General features: G+C 50.9%; 16 protein-coding genes and 1 pseudogene. All 17 read left to right on the top strand.

The window, feature by feature from the left end:
• Positions 1–3 precede the first annotated feature (3 nt).
• The 17 genes and pseudogenes from argB to cutC all read left to right on the top strand — a co-directional run bounded on the left by argB (position 4) and on the right by cutC (position 16,660).
• The gene (gene argB / locus NE619_RS00210; RefSeq protein ID WP_256130357.1) at positions 4–900 is read left to right on the top strand and encodes an acetylglutamate kinase; all 897 of its coding nucleotides are present in this window, start codon (positions 4–6) and stop codon (positions 898–900) included.
• Complete coding sequence (locus NE619_RS00205) at positions 887–2,056, top strand: acetylornithine/succinylornithine family transaminase (protein WP_256130356.1); 1,170 nt, start codon at positions 887–889, stop codon at positions 2,054–2,056. Before argB ends, NE619_RS00205 begins: the two co-directional genes overlap by 14 nt.
• Before the next feature lie 107 nt (positions 2,057–2,163).
• Positions 2,164–2,934, top strand: a complete 771-nt coding sequence (gene sigG / locus NE619_RS00200; protein ID WP_148395603.1) for an RNA polymerase sporulation sigma factor SigG — start codon at positions 2,164–2,166, stop codon at positions 2,932–2,934.
• A 533-nt stretch (positions 2,935–3,467) separates the two neighbouring features.
• A complete protein-coding gene (locus NE619_RS00195) occupies positions 3,468–3,752 on the top strand; it encodes a hypothetical protein (protein WP_256130355.1) in 285 nt (94 codons plus the stop codon).
• 480 nt (positions 3,753–4,232) lie between these two features.
• Positions 4,233–5,039: a tetratricopeptide repeat protein gene (locus NE619_RS00190; protein WP_256130354.1), complete on the top strand. Its 807-nt coding sequence runs from the start codon at positions 4,233–4,235 to the stop codon at positions 5,037–5,039.
• A 65-nt stretch (positions 5,040–5,104) separates the two neighbouring features.
• Positions 5,105–6,043 (top strand): DUF4037 domain-containing protein, encoded by a 939-nt coding sequence (locus tag NE619_RS00185; RefSeq protein ID WP_256130353.1) that lies wholly within the window; start codon positions 5,105–5,107, stop codon positions 6,041–6,043.
• A 58-nt stretch (positions 6,044–6,101) separates the two neighbouring features.
• Positions 6,102–6,752 carry a DUF4125 family protein gene (locus NE619_RS00180; RefSeq protein WP_256130352.1) on the top strand — a complete coding sequence of 217 codons (651 nt, stop codon included), beginning with the start codon at positions 6,102–6,104 and terminating at the stop codon, positions 6,750–6,752.
• Between the two features lie 14 nt (positions 6,753–6,766).
• A complete protein-coding gene (locus NE619_RS00175; RefSeq protein WP_256130351.1) occupies positions 6,767–7,600 on the top strand; it encodes a MerR family transcriptional regulator in 834 nt (277 codons plus the stop codon).
• A gap of 21 nt (positions 7,601–7,621) precedes the next feature.
• Positions 7,622–8,005 carry a BMC domain-containing protein gene (locus NE619_RS00170; protein WP_256130350.1) on the top strand — a complete coding sequence of 128 codons (384 nt, stop codon included), beginning with the start codon at positions 7,622–7,624 and terminating at the stop codon, positions 8,003–8,005.
• Between the two features lie 5 nt (positions 8,006–8,010).
• The gene (locus NE619_RS00165) at positions 8,011–8,520 is read left to right on the top strand and encodes a EutP/PduV family microcompartment system protein (protein WP_256130349.1); all 510 of its coding nucleotides are present in this window, start codon (positions 8,011–8,013) and stop codon (positions 8,518–8,520) included.
• A gap of 344 nt (positions 8,521–8,864) precedes the next feature.
• Positions 8,865–10,202, top strand: a complete 1,338-nt coding sequence (locus NE619_RS00160; RefSeq protein ID WP_256130348.1) for an MATE family efflux transporter — start codon at positions 8,865–8,867, stop codon at positions 10,200–10,202.
• 147 nt (positions 10,203–10,349) lie between these two features.
• Positions 10,350–11,456 carry a hypothetical protein gene (locus tag NE619_RS00155; protein WP_256130347.1) on the top strand — a complete coding sequence of 369 codons (1,107 nt, stop codon included), beginning with the start codon at positions 10,350–10,352 and terminating at the stop codon, positions 11,454–11,456.
• A gap of 3 nt (positions 11,457–11,459) precedes the next feature.
• The gene (locus tag NE619_RS00150; protein ID WP_256130346.1) at positions 11,460–11,726 is read left to right on the top strand and encodes a hypothetical protein; all 267 of its coding nucleotides are present in this window, start codon (positions 11,460–11,462) and stop codon (positions 11,724–11,726) included.
• Between the two features lie 82 nt (positions 11,727–11,808).
• Positions 11,809–12,048: pseudogene (locus NE619_RS19125) on the top strand (BMC domain-containing protein); the annotation flags it as partial.
• Between the two features lie 111 nt (positions 12,049–12,159).
• Positions 12,160–12,447, top strand: coding sequence for a BMC domain-containing protein (locus NE619_RS19120; protein ID WP_256130727.1), 288 nt, complete (start codon positions 12,160–12,162; stop codon positions 12,445–12,447).
• 42 nt (positions 12,448–12,489) lie between these two features.
• Complete coding sequence (locus NE619_RS00135) at positions 12,490–13,980, top strand: aldehyde dehydrogenase family protein (RefSeq protein WP_256130345.1); 1,491 nt, start codon at positions 12,490–12,492, stop codon at positions 13,978–13,980.
• Positions 13,981–14,050: 70 nt separating this feature from the next.
• Positions 14,051–16,660 (top strand): choline trimethylamine-lyase, encoded by a 2,610-nt coding sequence (cutC, locus tag NE619_RS00130; RefSeq protein WP_256130344.1) that lies wholly within the window; start codon positions 14,051–14,053, stop codon positions 16,658–16,660.
• Positions 16,661–16,768 lie beyond the last annotated feature (108 nt).

Raw genomic sequence — 16,768 nt, 5'->3', positions numbered from 1 at the left:
AAAGTGGTAAGTCAGAAATATTTGGATAAAGCAGAAGTACTGATCGAAGCGCTGCCTTATATTCAGCGTTTTAACCGGAAAATCATCGTTATAAAATATGGCGGCAGCGCCATGCTGGATCAGGAGCTTAAAAAGAAGGTCATCGAAGACGTGGTGCTCCTGAAGCTGGTTGGTTTTAAGCCGATCATCGTCCACGGAGGCGGCAAGGAGATCAGCAGATGGGTTGGAAAAGTAGGTATGGAACCGCGTTTCGTCAATGGGCTTCGTGTGACCGACGAGGACACCATGGAGCTGGTGGAAATGGTACTGGCAAAGGTCAATAAGGAACTGGTGAGCCTGGTCCAGTCTTTGGGCGTCAAAGCCGTGGGCATCAGCGGCAAGGACGGCGGAATGCTCAATGTGACGAAAAAAACGTCGGGCGGCGAAGATATCGGATATGTGGGCGAGATCAAAGAGGTCAACGCAAAGGTGATCTACGATCTGCTGGAAAGGGATTTTCTGCCCATCGTGTTCCCGGTGGGTATGGATGACGAATTCCGTACATACAATATCAATGCGGACGATGCGGCATGCGCCATCGCCAAGGAGGTCAACGCGGAAAAGCTGGCTTTCCTCACGGATATTGACGGCGTTTACAAGGACCCAAGCGACCCGGATACTCTGATTGCCGAGCTTTATGTAAATGAGGCGGAAAAACTGATCGAAGACGGATATATCGGAGGCGGCATGCTCCCTAAATTGAATAATTGTATCGACGCCATCCGCCAGGGAGTTTCCAGAGTGCATATTTTAGACGGGCGTATCCCTCACAGCATGCTCCTGGAAATTTTCACGGACAAAGGCGCGGGTACGGCGATTTTGTGTGAAAGAGAGGCGAAATATTACAATGAAGAAGATTGACATAAAGAAGGCGGATCAGGAGAAGATCGTTGGAACTTATGCAAGATATGACCTGGTGGCAGACAGCGGGAAAGGTGCGGTCTGCGTGGATGAAAAGGGCAAGGAATACATAGATTTTACCGCGGGGATCGGCGTTAATTCCCTTGGTTTCTGCGATGAAGGATGGGTAAAAGCCGTGACAAAGCAGCTGAAAAAACTGCAGCACGTGTCCAATCTTTTCTATACGGAGCCACAGGCGCGGGTAGCGGAACTTCTCACCGCCCGCACAGGACTGAGCAAAGTCTTTTTCTCCAATTCCGGAGCAGAAGCCAACGAAGTAGCCATCAAGGCTGCCAGAAAATACAGCAATAACAAATACGGCAATGACATTAACTGGATCACGACCCTGGAAAACTCCTTCCATGGGCGCACCATGGCTGCCATTACCGCTACAGGCCAGGAATCCTATCATAAGGATTTTTATCCGTTTCTTGGAAACTTTTCCTACTGCAAGCCGAATGATCTTGAGGATTTGCAGAAAAATGTTACGGATAAGACCTGCGCGATCATGCTGGAAATCATTCAGGGTGAAGGCGGAGTCGTCAACCTGAAAAAGGAATTTTTACAGGAGGTGGAAGAACTCTGCCGCCGCAAGGATATGGTCTTTATTGTGGACGAAGTGCAGACGGGAATCGGCAGGACCGGTACCCTGTTTGCCTACGAGCAGTTTGGTATAAAACCGGATATTGTGACCTTTGCAAAAGGCATCGGCGGCGGGCTGCCCATCGGCGGAGCACTGTTCGGTGAAAAGGTCTGCGATGTGCTGGGGCCGGGTAACCACGGTACCACCTATGGCGGCAATCCGGTGGCCTGTGCCGGCGCTCTGGAAGTGCTGACCCGCATGGACGAAGCCTTTTTAAAGGAGGTTGCGGAAAAAGGCGAATATATGAAAAAAAAGCTGCTTTCCATGCCTTCCGTGGTTTCCGTATCGGGTATGGGACTGATGATTGGTGTGGAAATTGAGGGCAAAGAGGCGAAAGCTGTCGTAGCCGCCGCGCTTGAAAATGGCCTGATGTCCCTGACTGCCAAAGATAAAATCAGGCTTTTGCCGCCTCTGACCATCACTTACGAGGAAATAGACAAAGGTCTAAAAATCTTGGAAGATGTCTTAAAATAGTTAACCGTCATTCGGAATAAAATAGCCTGTGTTTGCGCATAAATAAGATAGCGGGATAAGCGACCAAAATGCTTTAGGGGAGCAAAGAGGATGCGAGGACCTTATTTATGGCTAACAAGGTTGAAATTTGTGGCGTTAATACGGCGAAGCTGCCGCGCTACAAAGACAAAGAGATGATGGAAATGATCGAAAAGGTCAAGGCTGGAGATGAAGAGGTAAGGGAAGAATTTATAAAAGGGAATCTGCGTCTTGTACTTTCTGTGATCCAGAGGTTCAACAACCGGGGGGAAAACCCGGATGATCTGTTCCAGGTGGGATGCATCGGACTGATTAAAGCCCTGGATAACTTTGATACTTCCCACGGGGTCAAATTCAGCACCTACGCGGTGCCGATGATCATCGGAGAAGTGAGACGATATTTGAGAGATAACAACAGCATCCGGGTGTCCAGATCGCTGCGGGATACGGCTTACAAAGCCCTTCAGGCCAAGGAGAAACTGTCCAGAGAGCTGCAGCGGGAACCCAACGTTACGGAAATCGCCAAAGAGCTGGAAATGAAACGGGAAGACGTGGTGCTGGCTCTGGACTCGATCCAGGATCCGATCTCTCTCTTTGAGCCGGTCTTTCATGACAACGGCGACGCAGTCTACGTGATGGACCAGGTCAAAGACATGAAAAACACCGATGCCAAGTGGATTGAAAACATTTCGCTTTCAGAGGCCATGAAAAAACTTTCTCCCAGAGAAAGAAACATTCTGACCATGCGCTTTTTCGAAGGAAAGACGCAGATGGAAGTGGCGGAAGAAATTTCGATCAGCCAGGCCCAGGTGTCCAGGCTGGAAAAAAACGCACTGAAATATATGCGGAAATATGTGTGAAACGGGAAAGTTCTTGCTGCGACAAGGTCCTCGGACGCGACGCATCGTTTGCGCGATGCGCGTCCTGCGGAGTTTGTCTTCGCAAGAACTTTCCCGTTTTTGGAAGATAGGGACCTGGTTTGGGGAGCATCCGCTCCGCGGATGCGGGATTGACTTGAGAGATATGAGACAGGAGTGGGGCGCGGGCTGGCGCCGCGGATTTTTGTTTGGCTGCGAATTTGCGGTCGCATAGAGTGATGGAAATGTATAATTTTTACATATGTGTTCCAGTGAGGCAGTTTTTGATGCGATGCCCACGCAAATTGGAGACTGCGAGGGCGGAGCCGTAACTAGTGTGCGCTTGTAGATGCCGTTTTGTTCATTAATTTGTTTCTGCATGTGATCGTAAGGGCATTCCGTATTCGACTCCTCAACAGATGCAGGTCGGTGATATCCTGAATTTCCCGGGCGCTCAAAGGCTAGCGCTTTTTGCTTTAAAATCGGACCAGAGCGGATAAAATCTGTGGGTTTGCGGGTATTATGGATTTGTTTTTATGAAATTTCCACTTAAGATTGATCAGCAAGAGCAAGAAACGTTGAAAAAAGATCCGCTTTTGCCTATTTTTTATGATAACAGATCCGGAAATGATTTAGCGCTTTACAATACAAAATCAAATAGGCGTTTCTTCTTAGCCGAACGCAATCGAGAGCAGAGAATGGGTTTGGCCTTGCGACCAAGGTATTTTTTTGAGGCCAATGGTCGCAACATTTATCAGGAAAACTATCATTTGGTCGCAGCCCCGCAGTCGGCCACTACTGCACCCTGCCGCAACCGGTAACTATTCCTGATTTTTTCAAAAAGTTACGCACTTTTCAACGATTCTGCGGCCTCCAAAGCGACTTGCAGCACAAATTTTCACTTTCTGCGGTTTTGAATACCCGAAAACCCACAACTTTGCGTAACTTTTCATTATTTTCGCGAAAAGTTACCGCACTCGCAACCACCGTACCCGCCACAGTCGCAGCACCCGCCGCGACCACGTAGCCGCTTGCAACCCCGCCGCCACAACCCCGCAAAACTCCGGCCCGCAAAACAAACCCACAAAAGACACAAAAAAACAAAGCACACAGCCGCATCGGTTCCAGATGCGGCCCAACCCCAGCCGACAGCGCCCACACAGCGAATAAAGATAAAATTAAAAGCACCCGCAGCCCATGCAATCCGCCCATACAGAGCGGTCGACCGCCCTTTTCAGATCTTGACTTCCCTCCCATAAAAGAGCTATACTAACCTAAACCAATTTCAGGAGGACATCCCAATGGAGGATAGAATAAATATACAGGAATTTTATAACGGCCTGGACCTCATGTTTGAGAAGAAGGACCGCTTTGAAACCAAGCGTTATCTGGAAAGCTGGCTGAGGACGGCAGAAGAGAAGAATGACATTCAGGGAGTGGTAGCTGTTTCCAATGAGCTGGGCGGCCTCTGCCGGGCCACCGGCGAGCTGGATCGGGCCAAGGCGCTGTACAAAAACGTGCTGGACAACCTGGAAAAAATGGGCCTTGCCGCTACAGAACATTATGCGACGGCCCTGATTAATACGGCGGATGTACATATTAATGCCAAAGAACACCGGCAGGCTCTGGAACTGTTTCTCAAGGCGCAGCAGATCCTAAAGGACTGCGGGCTGGGCGGCGATTACCGGATGGCGGCTCTTTGCAACAACATCAGCGCCATCTACAGGGAAACCGGCGAGTTTGCCAAGGCGGAGCAGGCCCTAGACATAGCGTTTCACATCATCAAAGGGCTGCCGCAGTACAAAGGCGAGCTGGCCACCACCTATACAAACCTGGCCGAATTGCAGATTCGCCAGAACAAACTGGAAATGGCAAAGGAGAGCCTCATCGAGGCCATAAAAATTTTCGAAGAGGAAACGGGCGGAAAAGACGTCCATTATTCGGCTGCCAATGCCAGCCTGGGAGAAGTCTTTTTCTGGGAGAAAAATTACCGGGAAGCGGAGAAATACTACACCAAAGCTCTGCAATTGATCGAGCGGGACTTCGGCAGAACGCCCTATTACGAACTGGTGTCCCGCAATCTGGAACGGGTGCGGCAGCATCTATAGGCGGCGAAGGCCCGGTTTGAGCAAACCTGCAACAGCAGTAATGATAAACAAAGAGGAGAAACACCATGAAAGGAATGGAACTTTCCAAAGCATATTTTGAAGAATACGGAAGGCCGCTGATCGAGGGGCCCTTTTCCGCATACAAAAGCCAAATCGCAGCAGGGCTGGTGGGAGAAGGCTCCGAATGTTTCGGCTTTGACGACGAATTTTCCCAGGACCACGATTTCGGGCCGGGATTCTGCATTTGGCTGCCGGAAAAGACCTATCAGGAAGTGGGAGCACAGATGCAGCAGGCTTACGAGGGCCTGCCCAGGACATATAAAGGCTATACCCGTATCCCCACCGCCCAGGGCGGAGGAAGGGTCGGCGTTTTTTCCATAGAGAGCTTTTACAGCAAATATACGGGTCTTTCCGGCGCGCCCAAGGACAATTTGGAATGGTTTCGCATACCGGAACGCTTTTTGGCCACCGCCACCAACGGGCAGGTATTCTGCGATTATCAGGGAACCTTTTCCCAAATCCGCAGCAGCCTGCAAAGCTTTTATCCTGAGGATGTGCTAAAGAAAAAACTGGCGGCCCGAACCGTTATCATGGCCCAGTCGGGACAGTACAACTATCCCAGGTGCATGAAGCGGGGCGAACTTCACGCAGCCTATCTGGCCTGCGGCGAATTCGTGCGCGCGGCCCTTTCGGCCATTTACCTTTTGAACGAACAGTACATGCCCTTTTACAAATGGGCTTTCCGCGGCGCCGAAAGGCTGAACGTCCTGCAAGGTGCGTTTCACGATTTGAAAGAACTGGCGCTGCTCAGCGACAGTATGGAAAACAGGAGCAAAAAAGAGTGGCTCATAGAAAATATCTGCATTGAAACAGGACGGGAGCTGAACCTGCGGGGATTTACCCGCACCACAGACAGTTTCCTGCAAAGCCACGGCGAAGAGCTGATGACCGGCATCTGCGATACTCGGCTGAAAAACCTCCACATCATGGCTGACGCCAATTGAGGACAGCGACCGGAGCACGCGCAAAATTCAGGACAGGATCAGGACAGGAGAAAAAGAGATGAGAGAGGAAATCAAACGAAAATTCAGCCAGAAGGATGATTTAATCAATCGAATTATTGAAACGGAATGGATGATGTTCGACCAGGTGAACAACGCAGGCGGACGGGCCGGCTGTCAGGACGACGAATGGACCTTCTACGCCATGCGCTACAGCCTGCATAACGCATTTTCAATGGACACCCTAAGCAGCTACATGCAGGATCTCAATGAAGCGGCAGAAGAAGGCCGCAACCTGCTGACCGAAAAATACGCCTATATGATGGAATTCACGGACCCGGATTACTTTGACCGCCACCTGCGGGAGCATCTGCCGCGAATTTCCCCGGAAAAGGCCGATCTGGTGGATCGGGTGGCAAACCTGATGATTCGCTGTGAAAAAGAGTTCGAAACCGCCTACCCGGCCTTTGCCAGCGCCGGAAGACCGCTTTTGGGAACAGGCGGCGGTGACGTTTCCTTTCACGTATACACTATCGGAGAACTGAAAACCTACTCGCAAAGAACATTGCTTCTCTATTTGCAGGACCTGCACCAGGCCTGCGAAAGAAAAGAAAACCCGTCCTGCGTCATCCACAAAATGACTGCGGAATTTTACGGATATAACAGCCTGGAAGAAGCGGAAGCAAAACTGAGAAACAAGAATCAAAAATGATCCTGGAGGAAACAATGTCTACAAAAGAACAGGAATATTATTCCATCGGCGAAGTGAGCAAGATCTGCAATATTTCCAAGAAAGCACTGCGCTTTTACGATAAAATCGGCATCATTTCGCCTGACAAGATTTCAGAAGAAAACAACTACCGGTTTTACAGCAAGGAAACCCTGCTGTCGGTGCCGGTTATCAAATATTTCAAGCAGATGGGCTTTAAGCTTGACGAAATGCGGGACTTCCTGGAGGGAAGCTCCTATCAGGCCCACGAAAAAGGCTTTCGCCTTAAAATCGACGAACTGAAACAGCTGGAGGAGGAGATCCACATTTCCTATACTTCGGTAAAGGACTGGTACGACCTGATTCTGGAAGCAGAGAGCGTCATCGAAAACGACGTTACGGAGGTTTCCATCAAATACATGGATTCCTTTACCACCTGCTATCTGGAGCAGGAGTTCAGCTATAACTACATGGAATCGGTCATCAATATTGAATGGACCAACTACCTGGAACAGATCGACCGGGCCATCACCGGGCCGGTTATCCACTGGTTCCCCAGCCATCAGGACAAGATCGCCGGCGAAAAAACGAAATTCCGCATCATGCAGACCATCATCACTGATTGCGGCGACAACCCGACTATGACCCTGGGAGGATACATGGTGGCTTCCTGCTACCACATCGGTGCCCACGAAACCATCAACGACACCTACGAAAAGATCTTCAAATGGGCGCGGGACCACGGTTACCAATGCGCCGAGGACTCGGTGGAGCGGTACGTGACCGACTACTGGACCATTCGCAACGCCGAAGAATTCGTGACAGAAGTGCTGATTAAAGTGACAAGATAGAGAAAAGACGAGGAGGAAAACATGGACATCAAAGATTTGCTGCCTCAGGATACAGAGGGCAGACTGAGAATTATACAGGAGCTGGTACCGGGAAAACAGATTACCCTGGCCCACGTCATTGGAGGCCCCAGACCCATCGTATATAAAAAACTGGGATTGAACCCGGAAGTGGATTTTGCCAATTCCGCCATTGGAATTCTCAATATGAGCCCGCCGGAGTCAGCCGTTATTGCCAGCGATATTTCCATTAAAGCAGGAGACGTGTACCTGGGATTTGTGGATCGTTTCAGCGGAACCTTGATTATCACCGGCAGACTCTCAGAAGTGGATACGGCCATCAACGAAATCGTCACCTATTTCCGCGATGATCTGGGCTATGCGGTCTGTGACATCACAAGAAGGTAAGGGCTATGCGCAAGATCATATTCATCGGCCGCAGCGAAGCGGGCAAGACAACGCTGACCCAGGCCCTCAAGGGCGAAACCATTACTTATCACAAGACCCAATACGTCAACCATTACGATGTGATCATCGATACTCCCGGCGAATATGCGGAAACCAAAACCTTAGGCGGCGCTCTGGCCGTCTATTCTTATGAGGCGGATGTGGTGGGGCTTTTAATCAGCTCCGTAGAGCCCTTTTCCCTTTACCCGCCCAATGTATGCTCCATCTGTAACCGGGAGGTAATCGGAATCGTCACCAAGATCGAGCATCCCATGGGCGATCCTCAGCAGGCGGCCCAGTGGCTGCGGCTGGCGGGGTGTGAAAAGATTTTTCCGGTCAGCGCCTACACAGGAGAGGGTCTGGCGGAGCTTTTGGAGTACCTGAAAGAAGAGGGCGACATCCTGCCCTGGGAAGAGGCCAGGGAAAAAGACGAAAGATTCGGAAAGGAAAAGGGTTCCCTTAAGGGGAAGGTTTGATTTCGACCAGAGAGGACAAATCTTGCGGGAGCACAAAAAAGCAAAGAGAACAGGGTTTCGATGCCACTAAAACGCCGAAACCCTGTTCTCTTTTGGTTGGGAGCATTTGAACAAATATACTTAATTGAAAATTCTGACGATTTATAAAAGAAAAGAAATGAAAGCAAAAACACTTTTTTGCTTTCATTTTTAAATAATTTTAAACTAAAGTGTCCCTATTTTGTGAAAAAAATAGCTATTGACATTCCTCTATAGAGTATGGGATATACTTTGAGCTGTAAAGAAGGACTGATAATGAGACTTCAACTAAAGGAATAAACATTGCAATAATAGGGAGTTTATAGATGCTGCACAAGGAATTTTTCCGTTACGTGATCCCTTCCATGATCGCCTTCGCCTTCTCAGGCGTATATTCCATCGTAGACGGATGGTTTATCGGCAACTACATGGGAGAAATCGGTTTGGCGGCTATTAATGTGGCTTACCCCCTGACCACGCTGATCCAGGCGACCGGTACGGGGCTGGGAATGGGAGGAGCGATTCTCATTTCCATCAGCAGAGGGAAAGGGGAACCGGAAGCGCAGAAGGAATACATGGGTATCACAATCGGCCTTTTGGTCGTAGTGGGAATACTGGAAATGATCCTGCTGTATGCCTTTTATGGGCCTATCCTCCGATTTTTCGGAGCATCCGGCGAGATTCTGACCTTGGGAAGCGAATACATCCGCTGGATCATCTACGGTACCATGTTCCAGATTATCGGCACAGGACTGGTGCCCATCGCACGTAACTACAACGGCGCCGTGGTAGCCATGGTTTCCATGGTCTGCGGATTTGTGGCCAACGTGATTCTGGACTGGCTGTTCATCGCCGTACTGGGATATGGAATGACAGGAGCAGCGGCGGCCACTGTCTGCGGCCAGGGGCTGGCCATTGTGCCCAGCCTGATTTTCCTCATCAGGGAAAAGAAGCTGTTTGGTTATATGCAGCGCTGCAAGAATTTGAACAAATTGAGAGAAATTGTATTTGTGGCCGCGTCGCCCTTTGGACTGACGCTGTCACCCAATATCATTCTGATTATCATCAACAAGAATGCCATCCTGCACGGAGGTGCCCGTGCGGCGGCGTGCTATGCGGTCGTCTGCTATGTGACTTATATCGTGCAGATGCTGCTCCAGGGTGTGGGAGACGGTTCACAGCCGCTGATCAGCCGCTATTACGGACTGGGCGACATGAGCGCTGTAAAAAAGCTGAGGCGAATGGCCTATCTGTCAGCGGAGTTTTTGGCCCTCATATCCCTGGTGCTGCTGATTCTGCTGCGGCGGCCCATCGCGGTCTTCTTCGGAATGGAAGCGCAGGGCGTCGAAGATGCTGCGGCAACAATGCCCATATTTGCGGCAGGATTTGTATTCATCGCAGTCCTGCGGGTAACGACCTCCTGCTTTTACGCAATAAAAAAGAATATATACGCATACATACTCATATATGGAGAACCGATCGGCGTGGGAATCCTGGCAGGCATCTTGCTGCCGCCTCTCTTTGGGATCACGGGAGTCTGGCTGTCGGTTCCGGTGACACAAGTGATCTTAGCCGCGCTGGCAATGGTTTTACTAAAGCTGGCCTCGGGCAGAGAAAGAAAATTTATCAATAACGCGGGCGATGCCGTTTTAGAAGAGTTTTAGAAAAAATGTTCTGAAATGACAGGTCTGCGTTGAGCCGCAAGGCGAAATACAAGGGGACGGGTATTAGAGATCTTTTAATAGGGTGTTGCTGTTTAAAGGGAAACGGCAAAGAGAGAAATTATTTTACGTAGTGGAAGGAGTATTTTTATGAGTGAAAGAGCGATGAGCGGAGGCGCGATGCAGGCACCGGCCGGCGCGCTGGACGCAAAGCGGAAAATGGAAAAATCGTTCAGAATCAAGGGTATCTTTATCGCCCTGATGTCCGGGTTCCTGTACGGCGGTTATACCGCGTTTATGACCCAGGGCATGGCGACCGGCGTCTGGGCTGACTGGTATGGCCCGGCCAGCACATTATCCGCGTTTGCCCTTGTGTACACACTGAGCTCGGCAGGTGCTGCCGTAAACGACATTTGTTCTGCGATATGGTCCATCATCTATGCGGCTATCATCGGCAGACTGGGAGATTTTGGAAGATCCCTGAGAAGCAAGCCTGGCAAGATCTTGATCCTGGCTGCTGTCATCGGCGGACCGCTGGCATCCACAGCCTATGTAGTAGGCTTGCAGATGGCAGGTTCCATCATCATCCCGATCGCTGCTCTGAATGCGGCTATCGGCGCAATCATTGGCAGAATTATTTATAAGCAGGTACTGTCCGGCGGCATGATCTTCGGTATCGCGGTTTGTTTTGCGGCTGCTGTTCTCATCGGAAGCACCGGCTTAACCGGTATCGATGGATTCAGCGCCAAGACACTGCTCGGTATGCTGGCAGGCTTCCTGGCAGCGTTGGGCTGGGGTATCGAAGGTGCCGTAGGCGGCTATGCGTGCTGCATGGTTGACTATGAAGTAGCCATCGTAATTCGTCAGTGCACATCCGGCCTGGTAAACGGCGTAATCCTGGTAAGCTTCCTTTCTCTGATCGGCGGAGACGGAATCGGTTCCGGTCTTGCTCTGGTTGGACAGGCGCTGGTAGACGCACCTTCCATCTGGATGTTCGTAATCGGTGGTGTATTTGCGTCCTTCTCCTTCAAGTTCTGGTACAAAGGCGCTTCCATGTGCGGCGCTGCGCTGGGTATGGGCTGTAACGGCACATACGCCTTCTGGGGACCGTTCTGGTGCTGGATCGTCATTGGGCTTATCTTTAAAAACCCGGATTACGCGATTCCATGGCAGGGATGGGTTGGAGCCATCGTAATGGTAATCGGTATTGTTATCCTGGCACTTTCACAGGATCGGGCATCAAAGAAGGAGGCGTAAACCATGAAACCATTAAACTTTGCGATTTTAAAGTATTTTACATCAGGTAAAGAAGCCTGCAGAGCGGATGTTCAGGAAGCGTTAAAAGCCGACTACAGCGGATTTCGGGCCTTCAAGGACAAGGCCATGGATGAAGCGCTGATGACAGCGGCATCCAACGGTCTGATCGAAGAAAGCAGACTGGACCTGGACGAAAACGGCAATCTGGTAATCTATTACCGGGCTCTTGAAGACGGTATCGCTGCGATCAACAGTTACATCAAAGACTGATAAAGGTATTGGCAATGTACTGCGGACCGGGCCGTAAGGCCGGTTCGCAGGATTTGCTGCAATTTGAAAGGAGAATCTAGTTATGGCAAGGTACTATGCAGAACAGGCGTTAGGCATGCTGGAGACGGTCGGAATGGTTCCTGCTCTGGAAGCGTGCGACAAGATGCTGAAAGCTGCTGAGGTAGAATTGATTTCCTATGAAAACGTGGGTTCCACTCTGGTAACCATGTTCATCAAGGGCGACGTGGCGGCTGTTAAATCCTCCATTAAAGCAGGGGCTGAGGCTGCTGAGGCAATCGGCAAGCTGACTGCCACTGACGTTATTCCCCGTCCCATCAAGCCCATCGGCGATGTGGTATCCATCTATGATATCGACACGCAGTGCGATGAAGAACTGATCGAGCCGCAGGCAGTCAGAACCGAAGCTCTGGGAATGATCGAAACCTTTGGAATCGTATACTGCATCGAGGCAGCCGACGCTATGTGCAAGGCAGCTGACGTGGAGCTGGTAGGATTCGAAAACACCGCTTCCGGATACATTTCCGCACTGGTGGAAGGAGATGTGGGAGCCTGCAAGACAGCAGTAGAAGCAGGAATCAAAGCAGTAGAAGCTCTGGGAACCGAAGTATACAGCTCCATCGTGATCGCAAGACCACACGAGGCTCTGAAAAAAATTACATGTCAGTATGACATGGAGAAATTACTTCCTTATACTGAATAATAAATCGTTTCTGAAACGAGATAAAGAAAAGGAGAGATGCAAATGAATATAATTGATTACGATTTGCTCTCCATCCAAGAAGCTCGGATCCTGGCGGAGAACGCCTACGAAGCGCAGCAGACGCTGGCCACCTTCCCCCAGGAAAAGCTGGACGAGATCACAGAACGCATGGCTGAGGAAATCGCCAAGCACGCCAAGGAACTGGCCGTGATGTCCAGCGAAGAGACCGACTATGGAATATGGCAGGATAAATACATAAAGAACAGGTTTGCCTGCGAATATCTGCCTGCAAAGCTGCGGGGCATGCGCTGCGTCGGTATCATCGATACGGACGATGAAAAAAAGATGATGGATGTGGGCGTGCCGGTAGGGGTGATCGCATCCCTTGTCCCGGCCACAAGTCCCGTATCCACGACCATCTATACGGCTCTTGTGGGAATCAAAGCCGGAAACGCGGTGATTTTTTCACCCCATCCAAGGGCAAAGGAAACCATCGGTAAGGCGCTGGACATCATGATCAAGGCTGCGGAAGGATACGGCCTTCCGGAAGGAGCGCTGACTTACCTGCATACGGTTACGCCTGCCGGAACCATTGAGCTGATGAACCACAGGTGCACGTCTCTGGTGATGAACACAGGAGTACCGGGTATGCTGGACGAAGCGTACCGATCGGGAAAGCCGGTGATCTATGGCGGCACGGGCAACGGTCCGGCCTTTATCGAACGGACCGCGGACATCAAACAGGCTGTAGCTGACATCATCGCCAGCAAGACCTTTGACAACGGTGTCGTTTCGGCGGCGGAACAGTCCATCGTGGTAGACAGCTGCATTGCCGGAGAGGTAAAAGCAGAGCTTACGGCCGGCGGAGCATATTTTATGACCGAAGAAGAGGCTGACAGGCTGGGTGCCATGTTCTACTATCCGGACGGCACAGCCAATTCCGAGTTGGTGGGCAAGAGCGCTTTAGAACTTGCCAGGCGGGCCGGTTTTACCGTACCTGCGGATACAAGGGTACTGATTTCCCAACAGAAATACGTTTCGGAAAAAAATCCCTATTCCAGAGAAAAGCTCTGTCCGGTGCTGGCCTACTACATTGAAGACGATTGGATGCACGCCTGTGAAAAGTGCATTGAACTGCTTCTTTCGGAGCGTCACGGACATACGCTGGTCATTCACTCCAAGGATCAGGAAGTTATCCGCCAGTTCGCACTGAAAAAGCCGGTCGGCAGAATGCTGGTCAACACACCGGCTACCTTCGGAAGCATGGGGGCGACCACCAATCTGTTCCCGGCCATGACACTGGGAAGCGGCTCAGCCGGCAAGGGAATTACTTCCGATAACGTTTCTCCGATGAACCTGATCTATATTCGAAAGGTCGGCTACGGAGTAAGGCGGATCGAGGATATCGGTCTGGGTATACCGGAAGGAAGCAAGAACAAAGCGGCAGCCCAAACCGCCACAGGCACAGGTAACGACGAAAGCTTGCAGGTGCTGCAAAAAATTCTGGAAGAAGCCCTTAAAAGTCTGGGATAAGGCAGCAAATGCTTTGTGATAGAGAAAGTTATTTTTCAGAGTTATATAAGAAAGAAGAGAGGTAAGAGTTTTGGATATTCGTGAATTTTCAAATAAGCTTGCACAAGCAACACAGAACATGTCCGAGCAGGAACGCGCATCTCTGATGAAGATGTTTGAAGCCGTATCGGGCGATATTTCAAATATGACACCGGCTCAGGTTCCTCCGCAGGCCACCGGAGCGGCAGCGTCTACAGGCGGCCACCCGGCCTATTATTCGTCCACAGCGGCACCGACGACTGAGGTGGATGAAGACGGAGTACCGGTAGGACCGACAGACCGTCTGGTAAAATTAAAGAACAATTTCCTGGAACAGGTTCCTTCCATTACGACCCACAGAGCGCGGGCCGTAACCAAGATCACCAAGGAAAACCCGGGAATGCCGAAGATCCTTCTGAGAGCAAAATGCTTCCGCTATTGCTGCGAAACAGCTCCGCTGGTTATTCAGGACAACGAGCTGATCGTAGGAGCGCCCAACGGAGCGCCTCGTGCAGGAGCATTCTCCCCGGATATCGCCTGGAGATGGATGGTAGATGAAATCGACACCATCGGCAATCGTCCGCAGGACCCGTTCTACATTTCCGAAGAAGATAAGAGATACATGAGAGAAGAGCTGTTCCCATTCTGGGAAGGCAAATCCGTAGATGAATACTGCGAGAGCCAGTACCGTGAAGCAGGCGTATGGGAGCTGTCCGGCGAATCCTTCGTTTCCGACTGTTCCTACCACGCAGTAAACGGCGGCGGCGACTCCAACCCGGGATACGACGTTATCCTGATGAAGAAGGGCATGATCGACATTCAGCAGGAAGCAAGAGACCATCTGGCTCAGCTGGATTACGAGAACCCGGACGACCTGGAAAAGATTTATTTCTATAAATCCGTAATCGAAACAACAGAAGGCGTTATGGCCTATGCAAGACGTATGTCCCAGTACGCTGCTGAGCTGGCTGCCAAGGAAACCAATCCTCAGAGAAAAGAAGAACTGATGAAGATTTCCGAAGTCAACGCCAAGGTTCCGGCTCACAAACCGGAGACTTTCTGGGAAGCCGTTCAGTCCGTATGGACCGTGGAATCCCTGCTGCCGGTTGAAGAAAACCAGACAGGTATGTCCATCGGCCGTGTTGACCAGTACATGTATCCGTTCTACAAGGCGGACATCGAATCCGGCCGCATGAACAACTATCAGGCATTTGAACTGGCTGGCTGTATGCTGGTTAAGATGTCCGAAATGATGTGGATCACCAGCGAAGGCGGTTCCAAGTTCTTCGCGGGCTATCAGCCGTTCGTAAACATGTGCGTAGGCGGTATCACAAGAGACGGCCGCGACGCGACAAACGAGCTGACTTACTTACTGATGGATGCCGTAAGACACGTGAAGATCTATCAGCCTTCACTGGCCTGCCGTATCCACAACAAGTCACCGCAGAAATACTTAAAGAAGATCGTAGACGTTATCCGTTCCGGAATGGGATTCCCGGCCTGCCACTTCGACGATACCCATATCAAGATGATGCTGGCCAAAGGCGTTTCCATTGAAGATGCCAGAGACTACTGCCTCATGGGCTGCGTAGAGCCGCAGAAGGCAGGAAGACTGTACCAGTGGACCTCCACCGCTTATACTCAGTGGCCGATCTGCATCGAGCTGGCCCTCAACCACGGTGTTCCCCTCTGGTACGGCAAGCAGGTAACGCCGGATCTGGGAGACCTGGATCAGTACCAGACCTTCGAACAGTTCGACGCTGCTGTAAAAGAGCAGATCAAATACGTAACCAAGTGGACCAGCGTTGCTACGGTAATTTCCCAGAGAGTTCACAGAGATCTGGCACCAAAGCCTCTGATGTCCATCATGTTTGAAGGCTGTATGGAAAAAGGAAAAGACGTTTCCGCAGGCGGCGCCATGTACAACTTCGGCCCTGGCGTTATCTGGTCCGGACTTGCGACCTACGCCGATGCCATGGCAGCGATTAAAAAATTAGTATTCGATGATAAGAAATATACATTAAAACAGCTCAATGAAGCACTGAAAGCAGACTTCGTAGGCTACGAGCAGGTTAAGGCAGACTGCCTGGCCGCGCCGAAATACGGCAATGACGATGACTACGCGGACCTGATCGCGGCAGACCTGATCAACTTTACGGAAATGGAACACAGAAAGTACAAGACGCTCCACTCCATCCTGAGCCACGGTACACTGTCCATCTCCAACAACACGCCGTTCGGTCAGCTGACCGGAGCCAGCGCCGGCGGAAGAGCTGCGTGGACACCGCTTTCCGACGGTATCAGCCCGACCCAGGGTGCGGACTTCAAGGGCCCGACAGCCATCATCAAGTCCGTTTCCAAGATGGCCAACGACAACATGAACATCGGTCTTGTACACAACTTCAAGCTGATGGCAGGTCTTCTGGATACCCAGGAGGGCGAAAACGCCATCATCACGCTGCTGCGTACGGCATGTGCTTTCGGCAACGGCGAAATGCAGTTCAACTATATGGACAACAACACGCTGATCGATGCTCAGAAGCATCCGGAAAAATACAAGGATCTGGTTGTGCGCGTAGCAGGATACAGTGCGTTCTTCACAGAACTGTGCAAGGACGTACAGGATGAAATCATCAGCAGAACCATGCTGACAGAGCTCTAAAACAAGAAACCAAGTTGGCGTTAACCCTATATACGCTGCCCGCGGGAGGAACTTCCCGCAGGCAGCAAAAAACAACCGCAAGGGACCCAAAAGCAGGAGACGAAAGCA

This window comes from Anaerovorax odorimutans (assembly GCF_024459955.1).
In the GTDB taxonomy this organism is placed as follows: domain Bacteria; phylum Bacillota; class Clostridia; order Peptostreptococcales; family Anaerovoracaceae; genus Hominibacterium; species Hominibacterium odorimutans_A.
The sequence above is the reverse complement of the archived record's forward strand: the minus strand, read 5'-3'. Positions and strand labels throughout refer to the sequence as shown.